We start from the raw sequence: 12993 nt of genomic DNA, 5'->3' as shown, positions 1-12993 counted from the left end.
CACGAAGGACGTAACAGAAGCAACCAATTGGAGGTACACGTTTGATAATCTCCAAGCGTACGATGCAGACGGCAAAGCATATAAGTACGAAATAAAAGAACAAGAAGTAGCAGGATATAAATCAGAAGTAAAAGGTTATGACATTACGAATACAAAGGTTGGTCAAACAAAAGTAGAAGGAACGAAGACGTGGAAAGACGATAATGCGAAAGAACGTCCAAGTACAATCAAGGTCGACTTACTACAAAACGGTCAAGTAGTTGACACGAAGGACGTAACAGAAGCAACCAATTGGAGGTACACGTTTGATAATCTCCAAGCGTACGATGCAGACGGCAAAGTATATAAGTACGAAATAAAAGAACAAGAAGTAGCAGGATACAAATCAGAAGTAAAAGGTTATGATATTACAAATACAAAGATTCCGGAATGGACAGATGAAGATCCCAAAGATCCATCCAAGGGTCCAAACATAGATCCGAAAGATCCGAACACAAATAGCGATATAAAAGTTCCATCCAATAAAGAAAACGATAAGACGACAGTATTACTTCCTAAAACGGGAGGAACACCAGCGGAGATGATTTCAATTGTTGGAGGTATGGTATTGTTCGTTTTAGGTGGAATGTTATTCGCTCGTCAACGAATGAAACAATAAAAAGATTTAGAGTATTATAGATAGCCCCTTTAGGAAATCATTCAAAAAACTTCATGGACAGGTGAAGAAAAGAATGAGCCCTAAAGGGTTTTTTCTATGCTGAAAACTGAAAGCTTTTTAAAATGAAATCAGCGCGCCCAAATTGAGTACTGGGACGCGCTGATTTCGTTTTTTATGACAGGGGTTAGATTACTATAATTCCTGTATTTTTTGCTTATAGCGCTGTTAAAATAATCGGTTCACTGCGAGTTACAACGATTGTATGTTCACACTGAGCAACAAGGCTTTTATCTGGTGTGACAAATGTCCAGCCATCGTCGCCACGTTCGATAATATGATCTGCTCCCATTGATACGAATGGTTCTACTGCTAAGACAAGGCCGTCTTTTAAGAGAGTGCTATCCATTGGATCGAAATAGTTTAAAATATGGTTTGGTGCTTCGTGTAAGCTAAGGCCAATGCCGTGTCCCGTTAAGTTTTCAATGACTTTATAGCCATTTTTACGAGCATCATTGTTAACTGCACGGCCAATTTGGTTTTGTTTTGCACCAGCTCTTATTTTTTTCATAGCTGCCCAAAATGCACTCTCAGCAGCAGCGCAAAGCTTTTCTTTTGCTTCGTCTTGTCCAAGAACAAATGAAATACCTGTATCTGCGTAGTAACCATCAAGTGCTGCAGATACGTCGACGTTTACTAAGTCGCCTTCTTTTAGAACGCGGTCTCCTGGGATGCCGTGTGCAACTTCTTCATTGACGCTAATGCAAGTTGTCCCTGGAAAATTATATTCTTTTTCAGGTGCAGAAATAGCACCGTGCTCATCTAATACTTTCTTGCCGATTAAATCAAGCTCTTTTGTTGTCATGCCTGGTTGCGCTTGTTTTTTCATTTCCTCGCGAGCAAGCGCAACGATGCGGCCGATTTTTCGTAAGCTTTCTAAATCTTGTTCATTGCGAATAATCATGAAAACCACTGTCCTTCCTCGAATGTACATCTTATATGATTGTATCATGTTTATTTTTGTCCTGCTACCAACGTGGGAAGTCACCCATTTCAAGATTTTCTGACATTTGTCATATTCATGTCATGACGTCTCATACTGTTTTCCATCCCTTCCAATTTATACAATATAAATATAAGAACGACGGAGGTGGAGGAATGAAACAAGTAATTGAAGTAAATGGTGTTTCAAAAACATTTAAACATAAAAAGGCAGTAAATAACGTTTCATTTACAGTAACGAAAGGAGAGATTGTTGCATTACTTGGACCGAACGGAGCGGGGAAAACGACAACAATTTCGATGATGCTTGGATTAAGGGATCCTTCAGAAGGAAAAGTTTCTATCTTCGGTAAGAGCCCAAAACACCGAGATGTTCGCAATCGCCTAGGAGCAATGTTGCAAGAAGTGAGCGTCATTGATAGCGTGTCAGTAGAAGAAGCAATTGACTTGTTTCGTAGTTATTATACGAATCCAATTGCAAAAGAGACATTACTTAAGTTATCCAATTTAGAATCAGAAAGAAAGCAAAGGTGTGAAAAGCTATCTGGCGGTCAAAAAAGACGTTTAAATTTTGCGCTTGCACTTGCGGGAAATCCCGATTTACTTTTCTTGGATGAACCAACAGTAGGGATGGATATTACATCTAGAAAAAGCTTTTGGGATACAATTCGAAAATTAGCAGGTGAAGGAAAAACAATAATTTTAACAACGCACTATTTAGAAGAAGCAGATGCGTTAGCAGATCGAATTTTATTATTTGGTAATGGAAAAATCATTGCTGATGGAACGCCAGATGAAATGAAAGCAACAATTTCTCAAAAAACAATTTCATTTTATGTGAAAGAGGAATTGCCGACGAATATGCTTCGCAGCCTATCTCATGTTACAAGTGTCCAGTGGCATGAAAAACGTGTGGTGCTGACAACAGATGATACGGATGCTACGCTTCGAGAAATTTTTCATAAAAACTTGCCTGTTATGGATATTGCTGTTGATCGCGGCAGCTTAGATGAAGCTTTTGAACAATTTGTCGCTAATCAGAAGGAGGAAATCGCATGAGAGCGTTTTGGATGCAATGTAAAATAGAAATATTACGTACGTTTCGCAATAAATTATTTATCTTTTTCTCTTTATTAATGCCAGTTATATTTTATTATATTTTTACAAATGTTGTGTCAGTGCCGCGAAACGGAGATGCATGGAAAGTGCATTATTTAATTTCAATGGCTACTTTTAGTATTGTAGGAACAGCACTCTTTAGTTTCGGTGTTCGTCTTTCACAAGAAAAAGGGCAAGGGTGGACACAGCTTTTACAAATTACACCACTGCCAGAAGGAGTATATTTAACAGCTAAAATTATTGCTCAAACGGTTGTAAATGCTTTTTCAATCATCGTTATTTTCATCGCGGGTATAGTCATTAATGATGTACAGTTAACAATTGGACAGTGGATTGGCGCTGGATTATGGCTATTGGTTGGTGTTACACCATTTTTAGCACTTGGAACGATTATCGGTGCGATTAAGAAAGCGGATGCGGCTACCGGACTAGCAAATATATTAAATATGTGTTTAGCGATTCTAGGAGGCTTGTGGACGCCGATTGAAATATTTCCAAAGACGTTAAGAAGTATTGGGGAATGGACACCGACATATCATTTCGGAAGCGGAGCTTGGGACATTGTTGCCGGCAAGACAATCGGTTGGGAAAATGCGGCAATTTTGGGAGGTTATTTTATCGCTTTTGTTGTACTATCAATATATATAAGAAAAAGACAGGAAGCGGTATAACATGATCGAAAAGAAGCAGTTTGAAATCTTTCCAAGACATATGGGAGTCTTCCCTTATATATGGCTCGTATATTTGTTGTACCCTCTTTACTACTTGATGGGGCAATCAGGTTGGAAGTTGATATTAGGAGGCGGGATGCTTGTACTCTTTGTTATTGCATACCGCCAGCTTTATTTTGTGCCAAAGAACTTTGTTATATGGGCTTGTATTCAATTTGTAATTACTTTCTTATTTAGTATGTTTTATCACCCATCTATGATTTTCTTTGGATTTTTTACAGCAAATGCAATGGGGTTTACACCGACAAAGAAACAATTTCGATTGTTGTTTTTCTTTTTTATTGTAATGATTGGTTCTTTTATGTTGGTGAACATCCGCGAGTTTACAAACACGTCTGCTATAACTATGATCCCAATGTTTATTTTAATGATTGTTACACCATTTGGCATGCGGAATTTTAATCAGAAAAAGATATTAAGAACACAGCTAAGTGAAGCGAATGAACAAATTCGTGATCTAGTAAAACGAGAAGAACGGCAGCGCATTGCAAGAGATTTGCACGATACGTTAGGACATACGTTATCGCTTATTACATTAAAAGGCCAGCTTGTTGAGAAGCTTATTGTGAAAAATCCGGAGCGTGCTTGTCTGGAGGCAAAGGAGATCACGCAAACATCAAGAACAGCGTTAAAACAATTGAGAGAATTAATTTCTGATATGCGGATGATTACTGTAGAAGAAGAGCTAGAGCAAGTGAAGGTGATTCTTCAAGCTGCTAGCATATCGTTAGAAGTGCAGCAGGAGACAAGTACGAATGTATTATCACCACTAGAACAAAACATTTTAGGAATGTGTATACGTGAAGCGGTGACAAATGTTGTTAAGCATAGTAAGGCAACGGAATGCGTAATTACTCTGCTTGAAGTACAAGGGAAATTGGCTGTACAAGTAAAGGATAATGGTATTGGATTACAAAAAAATCATGATGGGAATGGTATTCTTGGCATGAGGGAGCGATTGGCTCTTATTGATGGAATGCTTAAATTAAATGATGTTCATAATGGAACGATGTTAACAATACATATTCCAATTGTCATAAGAACAGGGAAAGAGGGTGCGCGTGCATGATTCGAATCATCATTGCCGAAGATCAACGTATGCTTCGCGGAGCGTTAGGAGCTTTGCTGGATTTAGAGGATGATATTGAAGTTGTTGGACAAGCGGAGAACGGAGAAGAGGCCTTAAAGCTAATTGAAACATTACAGCCGGATATTAGTATTATGGACATTGAAATGCCGATTCAGAGCGGGCTGGATGTTGCTGAAACATTACGGAAACAACAATCACTGTGCAGAGTTATGATTTTAACAACATTTGCTCGTCCTGGCTACTTCGAGCGTGCAATGAAAGCGAATGTTCATGGATATTTATTAAAAGATAGTCCGAGTGAAGATCTTGCAGCGGCAATTCGTAATGTTATGAATGGAAAACGAGAAATTTCTCCGGAGCTTATGTTTGGACTTTGGCAAGAACAAAATCCGTTAACAGATCGGGAAAAAGAAGTTCTTCTATTAGCCAAAGAAGGAAAGACGACAAATGAAATCGCCAAAACACTATATCTTTCATCTGGAACTGTTCGAAATTATATTTCCGATGTTTTAACGAAGTTGGATGCGAAAAATCGGATCGAGGCGATTACGATTGCAGAAGAAAAAGGGTGGATATGAGAAAAGATGTTTACCAATGTGAATCGGTAAACATCTTTTTAATTATTATTTTTTTTGTATTTCAATTACGTTATTTCCTTGTGGTAACGCTTTGTAACCATGAGCAATAAATGCCTTTTCCACCTGTGTCGCTACTGCATTGCCATATAAATCTTTTGCAGCTTGTACAATGTGAGAGTGAAGGGACTCAAAATCTTCTGCTGATGTTGCATAGTTTTGCAGGGCTCGCATAACGATTTTGCTTACTTTCTCGTTCCCTTGTTTTGCGACTGTTACACCATTATATGTTTTTCCCTCGACCAATTGATAAAGAACGTGGCTAATAATACCTGAATTTGCGTGAGATTCTTGGTTGTTTCCGTCATTATAGAAATCTTGTAAATTTGTATATAGTTTTTTACCACGGTCACCAATTTCGTTTGGAATATCACGAATTGTTTGGCCGTCTAATGTATCACCCATAATCCAATTTCCTTTGTCTTTTTTTACGTAAAACTCTACTTGTGTTCCCCAGAAGTCCGCAAGTCCTTCGTTTAATGCATTTGTTTCATCGTTTGGATATTTTACAACTTTATTTTTAGTTGTTCCGCTAAATACAGCGTGTCCAAATTCATGTGCAGTTACATCAATAGCAGATGTTAATTTTCCGTTTAAGCCATCGCCAAATACCATTTGGTTCCAACCTGGATGCCAAAAAGCGTTTTCATAGTTTGTTTTTACGCCATCATTTACTTCAGTAGAATCAAATCCGTGTACGCTTGCAACAATTTTTGCATCTTTATTATCATAGCTTTTGAGATTGTGCTTTGTTTTATAATAATCATAAATAGCACTCATGTTTTTCATAACACCAACAGCTTCTTTATCTGCGAATGTAGTTGATGTACTAGAAACGAGTGTGCCAGGATAACCAGTTTGGTTATATCCACCTTGTGAATCCGCATAGTTTGCATCATAAATATAAATACCATTACCACGCGTTAAATCAGCTAAATAAAATTTTTCATCAGTTCCTTTTGCGATATTAAATAATACCTTTTCTAGTAGTGTATTTACACCAGCTCCGTGTTTCTTTGCTGGAGAGAACTGAGGAATCCCAGCTTGTGGAATAGGTTGTTTTTCTTTATTTTTTACCATTTTTTCTTGGAATAACATTTCACTATGAATTAAATCAATAATTGCTTGACCGTTAATGATTTGATCATTATTTTCATATGTAAATGTAATAACATCTGCATATGTATAGCTGCCGTCTTGCTTTCTATAAATGACAGTTTCACTAGTAAATTCTTTTTCTAACGCATCGTTTGGAATTTGAAGAGAATTTCGTAAGGAAGTTTTTACTTCATTTTTCGACAAAAAATTTGTTATAGTAAGATTAGGTTGTTGTTCTAAATTTTGGGTAACCTTACCGCTGACAGTTGTAATTACTCCATTTTTATCTACTTTTACAATTAAGTCTTGGCCGTATACTTTGTAGCTTTTATAAGTTTGGGTAAGACGTACTTCTGTTTGGTTTTCTTTTGTTTCTTGATTTGTTAGTTGGAAATCAGCACTTTTTTCAGTGGTAACTTGCTCTTGTTGTGCTTTTGCCCCTTGTACTTCACCTTTTAAGTATTTTTTCGCGATATTTTCTTTCGTATCGTTTTGGGGTTCTGTTAATGCTCCGATTGTTAGACCAGGTTGAGCAATGTCAACTTTCACCTGGTTATTATCAATTTCTTGAGCATGAATTGCTTCACTTGATAAAGGACAGAGCAAGCCGAAAGCAAAAAGGGCACTAGTCATTTTTTTGTAATTCATCTTTAACACTCCTAATCTTGTATTTGTATGAGATGAATTGTAAGAGGAAATTGCTGAATTTTATATAAATTATGCAATATTTCATATCGAAAATTGTCGAATTGACATTATTGTAGTGGTGTGACCATTTTTAAAACTAAATTGCTATAAATGGGATGGTGGACGAATATGCACGCGCAAAAACTAGGAGCTGAAATTAAAAAGATTAGAATGATGAGAGGTTTGACACAAAAGCAACTATCTGATAATATATGTCATCAATCAGAAGTAAGTAGAATTGAATCAGGAGTAGTATATCCAAGTATGGATATATTGCAAGGGATTGCAGCGAAGCTACAAGTACCGATTATTCATTTTTATGAAGTACTGGCTTATTCTGATATTGAACGAAAAAAACAATTTAAGATTCATATTAAAGCGTTATGCAAACAAAAGAAATATGAAGAAATTTATAAAAAGGTGTGGGATGAATTAAAGAAAGAAGAAGAACATCCAGAGTTTCAACAGTTTCTTCTTTGGCATTATCACTTGTCAGCGTATGTGTTGAAAAAAGTGAATTATGAATACTGCATTTTGGAGCTGAAAAAATTAATAAATCAGCAATTAGTGGGAATCGACGTATTTCAAAATTTATACATTGAAAATTCAATTGCAAATATTTATGCGGAAAATGAATGTATTCAAAAAAGCATTGAACTTTATCAAGATATTTTAAAACAGCTGGAATCATTACATAGTAACGAGGAGTTTGCCATAAAGGTTGGCTATAATCATGCAAAGGCATTGTATTTAGATGAACAGTATGAAGAAGCTCTTTATCACGTTGAAAAAGCAATCGAAACATCATGCCGAATTAGTAACATGACACTCATTGGGCAGTTATTTTATCAAAAGGGAGAATGTCTTGAGCAACTAGGACATTTAGAAGATGATATTAGAGTTGCTTATGAGAAAGCGCTTTTCTTTTTTGAACTATTAGACTTAAATTCTTACAAAAATACGCTCTTAAAAAAGATGAAAATTTAGATAGGCAAAAAATGGGTATGCACAATTGCATGTTTTATGGATAAAATTTCATGTTATATTAGAAAAAAAGACATGGGGGAATGGAATATGAAGAAACTTCTTGTTGGTAGTTTATTGACATTAGCAATGTTAGCAGGTATTTCATTTGGCGGTACGCTAGTAGATCAAAATCAAGCAGTAACAAATCATAGCGATGTAGTACAGTTAGCTTCAGATTTACCATTTGAGCACTAAGATATAAAAACAACCGTCTATTCAAGGCGGTTGTTTCTTTTTTAGGTCTTATTTTTTTTATAATACTTTTTGGCATAGGTTTACCATTCAAGGATGCTGCCGCTTCGGCGTTTTACGCCTCTAATAGATGAAAGGTCCGCTACTAGTTGAAAGAGTGCTAAATCTTTTTGTTTACTTTCAATCATAATATCGAAGTCTTGATTTAATTCTTTTGCAGTCGATAGGAACTTTTGTATAAATGGAACGTCAATATAATCAGAATGCGCCCGAAACTCTTTTTTTGATTTTGGCGAAGAAATATGAACTTTTGGTAGGACATTTGTGTGATTCCAAGTTGCAAAAATAGCTGGAAGCAGTTCTTCTAATGATTCTTCACATGGATTTGCAACATGGTGATGATAATCGAAGACAAAGGGAATTTGTTCCCGTTTACAAACCGTTAATGTTTCGGTTGCTGTATATGTTTTATCATCATTTTCAAGTGTCATTTGCCTTTTAATAGAGACAGGAAGTTTTTTGATATTCTCATGAAATCGAAGCAAGGCTTGTTCTTTATTCCCGTATGCTCCTCCGACATGAATGTTAATGTATGCAGAATCCGCAATGTTCATGGCAGATAACAAGTTGTAATGGTATGTCATATCAAGAATGGCATTTGTCGTAATATGTGTTTTCTCACTTGTAAACAGCGTGAATTGATTCGGATGAAAGCTTACGCGCAAATGATGTTTTTTAATTAGCTCCCCCATTTCTTTCCATAAATCTCCAAAGGGGTTGATGTAATCGAATTTTACCTCTGGATGTGTAGCTAATGGAACAATAGAAGAAGATAGGCGATATAATTCAATTTCATGTGCGATATTATAGTGCAAGATGCGTAACGTATGCAAAATATTTTGTTTTGTCACATCATATAATTTTTCATCGCGTGCTTGTTTGTTCATTTCTTTCCACTTTGTAAATGTAAGTGTTTTTGAAGGAGAACAGTCCCACAGTGCAAGTGCATGTGAGACATATCCAAATCTGATGCGCATTTGTATCCTGCCTTTCTGTATTTATCCTGTTTTAACGGGTAGTAAGCCCCGCGCTGATGGAAGTTTCACTTTATAGGAAAAAAGAAAATAGCGTTCCAATCCATTCCTTTCCTTTGTCAAGGAGAGAGAGCGAAGACACATCGTCCATAGAAAGTAAAACGGATGCTTCTAAGTCTTGCTCAATTTCTTTCTTCACTTGTTCTAAAAATGGCGAGCCATATAATATACAATTAATTTCATGATTAATATATAAGCTTCGCTTATCAAAATTTGCCGTTCCAATATCACAAATACAACCATCTACCATTACAATTTTCGCGTGAAAAAATCCATCTAGAAATTCGTAAATATGACAGCCTGCTTTAATAAGCTTCCGGCAATATGGAAGTTTTGCTTCGCGAACAAACGGATGATCTGCTTTTTTAGGTACGAGTATAGTGATATGAACGCCTCTTTTTTGAGCGCGTAGCAATGCGTTCATTAGTTTTTTGCTAGGAATAAAATAGGGCGTACCAATATACAGTTCTTTTGTTGCATTTTCGATAAGATCGAGAAAAATTTGTTGTAAATATGCGCCGTCAGTTGGTACGAATTGATGAGAAGTCCCTCCTTTTTTTAGTATTGGGAAATAATAATTTTCATGTAATAAGTCTTCATTTGTATCATCGCGCCAATCATGTAGAAACTGCGTTTGCAAATCTTGTACACCTTCTTCGGTAAGGCGTAGGTGATAGTCCCGCCAAGGCCCTAGTTCTTGGTTGTGCCCTAAATACTCTTCTCCGATGTTGAAGCCTCCAATGTACCCAATTTTCCCATCAATAATTGTAATTTTTCTATGGTTTCTTTGGTTAACAGAGAAAAAGAGAAAAGGAAGGCGGATTTTATGACAAAATGAAAAGTGCACACCATGTTGCTTTAGTTTAATAATCATTTGTTTTGACAAATGATGACTGCCGATTCGATCAAGAAGAAGGCGCACTTCGATGCCTTGCTGCGCTTTTTCCATTAAAAGCTGTAAAAATGTATGACTAATCTCATCATTTTTTACGATAAAAAATAAAATATGTATATGATGTTTAGCGTGTTGTATATCAGTAAACAGTTCCTTATATAACGCTTCGCCATATGTATAAAGTTTAAAATTACTATGGCGTACAGGAAAGGAACGCGGCTTAAGGTTGTTTAAATGAATTTTTCTTCCATAGATGAAGTCAAAAGTTGCCCATAGTAAGAGAAAGACAAGGGCGAGAAATAAGAAGTTCATGCAATCATTCCCACTCTGTATTCATTTTTATCCGATTATTCGAAGGTAGTAATGGATTGGTTCAACTCATCATCAAAGGAGAATGAAAAACCCCACTGATGGAAGTGTCGCTTTATAGTTTCACCGAAATAAAAAGCTTTATGAAAAAATATATTGTTGTATAACAAAAAACTGTTGACTGAATGCTCACTCATCATATAATGGGAGTAGGGGTAGTGAATTCAGAAAATTATTTATTTTTGAAGATTCGAAAATAAATAAGTATACTACATGTAGAGGGGTTGGCAGAAATATGAATAGCTTGTTAATTGTAAATTGGTTGGCGACAATTGCCATCATAGCGTATGCAGCATATTTATTTGTGTATCTTATACGCACACGAATTACCTACATACGATTAGGAAAGAAAGTAGAGTTTGATCGCCGCTTCAAAGAAAGATGGGATCTTATTAAAGGGAATGTCTTCGGACAAAAGAAGCTGCTCAAAGATAAAAAAAGCGGTATCATGCACGTTATGTTTTTTTACGGATTTATTCTTGTCCAGTTTGGAGCAATTGACTTCATATGGAAAGGCTTAGCACCAGGATCACATCTTCCACTTGGACCACTATATTCTGCATTTACATTCTTCCAAGAAATCGTCACACTCGTCATTTTAATCGCAGTCTTTTGGGCTTTTTATAGAAGATATATTGAGAAACTTGTTCGCTTAAAGAGGAACTTTAAAGCGGGACTTGTTTTAATTTTTATCGGTGGCTTAATGTTATCTGTTCTCCTTGGTAATGGAATGGGCATCATTTGGCATGGAGAGGAATTATCATGGAGCGAACCAATTGCTTCTGCAATCGCTTACTTATTTTCTGGAATTGGCGAAACAGCTGCAATTGCCCTGTTCTATTTCGCTTGGTGGATGCATCTACTTATTTTGTTAACGTTTTTAGTTTACGTTCCACAATCGAAACATGCGCATTTAATTGCAGGACCAGCAAATGTGTACTTTAGCCGTTTAACAAACCCAGGAAAATTAGAAAAAATTGATTTTGAAGATGAAACGCAAGAAACATTTGGCGTTGGGAAAATCGAAGACTTCAAACAAACGCAGCTTATTGATTTATATGCATGCGTAGAGTGCGGCCGCTGTACGAATATGTGTCCGGCAACAGGAACTGGTAAGATGCTTTCGCCAATGGATTTAATTTTAAAATTGCGTGACCATTTAACAGATAAAGGTGCAGCAGTAACGTCGCGCGCACCGTGGGTACCAACTGTTGCGTTTAACAATACAAAAGGAAACCAATTAGCGATGATGGCAACTGGAGATGGACAACATGAATCTGCAGCAACGCTCGCATACAATCCAAGTTTAATTGGTGATGTCATTACTGAAACAGAAATTTGGGCTTGTACAACGTGTCGTAACTGTGAAGATCAATGTCCAGTTATGAATGAACATGTTGATAAAATTATTGATTTGCGCCGTTATCTCGTTTTAACAGAAGGAAAAATGGATCCAGAAGCGCAGCGCGCCCTAACAAATATCGAGCGTCAAGGAAACCCGTGGGGACTGAATCGTAAAGAGCGTGAAACGTGGCGTACGATGGAAGAGGAAGTTTCCATCCCAACTGTGAAAGAAAAAGCAAAAGCAGGCGAAGAGTTTGAATACTTATTTTGGGTAGGTTCTATGGGATCTTATGATAATCGCAGTCAGAAAATTGCGTTATCGTTTGCGAAATTAATGAATGAAGCTGGCATTTCCTTTGCTATCCTCGGAAATAAAGAGAAAAACTCAGGAGATACACCGCGCCGCCTTGGAAATGAATTTGTTTTCCAAGAGATGGCGAATAAAAATATTGAAGAGTTCGAGAAAGCAGGCGTGAAGAAGATTGTTACGATCGACCCGCATGCGTACAACACGTTTAAAAATGAGTATCCGGACTTTGGCTTACAAGCAGAAGTCTATCATCATACAGAATTGTTAGCACAGTGGGTGAAAGAAGGGCGCTTAAAGCCAGTTCACCACGTAGAAGAAACGATTACGTATCACGACTCTTGTTATTTAGGTCGTTACAACGAAGTGTACGAAGCGCCTCGTAATATTTTAAAAGCAATTCCAGGTGTGAAGGTTGTTGAAATGGAGCGTAATCGTGAAACAGGAATGTGCTGCGGAGCGGGCGGCGGTCTGATGTGGATGGAAGAGACGGCTGGTTCACGTATTAACGTGGCACGTACTGAACAAGCACTTTCGACATCGCCGACGATTATCGGTACGGGATGCCCGTATTGCTTAACGATGATCAGCGATGGTACGAAGGCGAAAGAGGTAGAAGAGCGCGTGCAAACGCTAGATATAACAGAGATTTTAGAGCGCTCTGTCATTGGACCGAAGAAAGAAGCAATGCAAGAATCCGTACAACTTTAGATATAGGGGAGGTGCAAACCTTGCACCTCTTTCTCACA

12 protein-coding genes are annotated in these 12993 nt (G+C 37.1%); 8 read left to right on the top strand and 4 right to left on the bottom strand.

The genetic code is table 11. The features are described 5' to 3' along the window. Positions 1–658: Cna B-type domain-containing protein (locus tag PLX19_RS16995; protein ID WP_272189918.1), on the top strand; the 658-nt coding region annotated here is incomplete at its 5' end. A gap of 214 nt (positions 659–872) precedes the next feature. Here the strand turns inward: PLX19_RS16995 and map are convergent. Continuing rightward, the gene (gene map, locus PLX19_RS16990) at positions 873–1667 is read right to left on the bottom strand and encodes a type I methionyl aminopeptidase (RefSeq protein WP_272189916.1); all 795 of its coding nucleotides are present in this window, start codon (positions 1665–1667) and stop codon (positions 873–875) included. Between the two features lie 146 nt (positions 1668–1813). Between map and PLX19_RS16985 the strand changes: the two genes are divergently transcribed. Genes PLX19_RS16985 through PLX19_RS16970 form a run of 4 tightly spaced genes read left to right on the top strand, consistent with a single transcriptional unit; the run spans position 1814 to position 5175 of the window. Next, positions 1814–2716: an ABC transporter ATP-binding protein gene (locus PLX19_RS16985; protein WP_272189915.1), complete on the top strand. Its 903-nt coding sequence runs from the start codon at positions 1814–1816 to the stop codon at positions 2714–2716. After that, positions 2713–3447 (top strand): ABC transporter permease, encoded by a 735-nt coding sequence (locus PLX19_RS16980; RefSeq protein ID WP_272189914.1) that lies wholly within the window; start codon positions 2713–2715, stop codon positions 3445–3447. The genes PLX19_RS16985 and PLX19_RS16980 overlap by 4 nt, the downstream gene beginning before the upstream one ends. 1 nt (position 3448) lies before the next feature. Next, positions 3449–4576: a sensor histidine kinase gene (locus PLX19_RS16975; protein WP_272189913.1), complete on the top strand. Its 1128-nt coding sequence runs from the start codon at positions 3449–3451 to the stop codon at positions 4574–4576. After that, positions 4573–5175, top strand: coding sequence for a response regulator transcription factor (locus PLX19_RS16970; RefSeq protein WP_272189912.1), 603 nt, complete (start codon positions 4573–4575; stop codon positions 5173–5175). Before PLX19_RS16975 ends, PLX19_RS16970 begins: the two co-directional genes overlap by 4 nt. 45 nt (positions 5176–5220) lie before the next feature. Here PLX19_RS16970 and PLX19_RS16965 read toward each other — a convergent pair whose 3' ends face one another. Beyond that, positions 5221–6978 carry a M4 family metallopeptidase gene (locus tag PLX19_RS16965; RefSeq protein ID WP_272189910.1) on the bottom strand — a complete coding sequence of 586 codons (1758 nt, stop codon included), beginning with the start codon at positions 6976–6978 and terminating at the stop codon, positions 5221–5223. A 168-nt stretch (positions 6979–7146) separates the two neighbouring features. Here PLX19_RS16965 and PLX19_RS16960 point away from each other — a divergent pair, with 168 nt between their 5' ends. Then, a complete protein-coding gene (locus PLX19_RS16960; protein WP_272189909.1) occupies positions 7147–8004 on the top strand; it encodes a helix-turn-helix domain-containing protein in 858 nt (285 codons plus the stop codon). Between the two features lie 87 nt (positions 8005–8091). After that, positions 8092–8238 carry a quorum-sensing peptide PapR gene (locus tag PLX19_RS16955; RefSeq protein WP_272189908.1) on the top strand — a complete coding sequence of 49 codons (147 nt, stop codon included), beginning with the start codon at positions 8092–8094 and terminating at the stop codon, positions 8236–8238. 80 nt (positions 8239–8318) lie between these two features. Here the strand turns inward: PLX19_RS16955 and uvsE are convergent, their stop codons facing one another. Both uvsE and cls read right to left on the bottom strand, forming a co-directional pair. Next, entirely contained in the window at positions 8319–9272 is a 954-nt protein-coding gene (uvsE, locus tag PLX19_RS16950; RefSeq protein WP_272189906.1) for a UV DNA damage repair endonuclease UvsE, read from the bottom strand. A 70-nt stretch (positions 9273–9342) separates the two neighbouring features. Beyond that, positions 9343–10536 carry a cardiolipin synthase gene (gene cls / locus PLX19_RS16945; RefSeq protein ID WP_272189905.1) on the bottom strand — a complete coding sequence of 398 codons (1194 nt, stop codon included), beginning with the start codon at positions 10534–10536 and terminating at the stop codon, positions 9343–9345. Between the two features lie 292 nt (positions 10537–10828). Between cls and PLX19_RS16940 the strand changes: the two genes are divergently transcribed. Next, entirely contained in the window at positions 10829–12955 is a 2127-nt protein-coding gene (locus PLX19_RS16940; protein WP_272189904.1) for a heterodisulfide reductase-related iron-sulfur binding cluster, read from the top strand. Positions 12956–12993 lie beyond the last annotated feature (38 nt).

The sequence above is a fragment of the Bacillus sp. BP-3 genome, assembly GCF_028401955.1.
In the GTDB taxonomy this organism is placed as follows: domain Bacteria; phylum Bacillota; class Bacilli; order Bacillales; family Bacillaceae_G; genus Bacillus_A.
The sequence above is the reverse complement of the archived record's forward strand: the minus strand, read 5'-3'. Positions and strand labels throughout refer to the sequence as shown.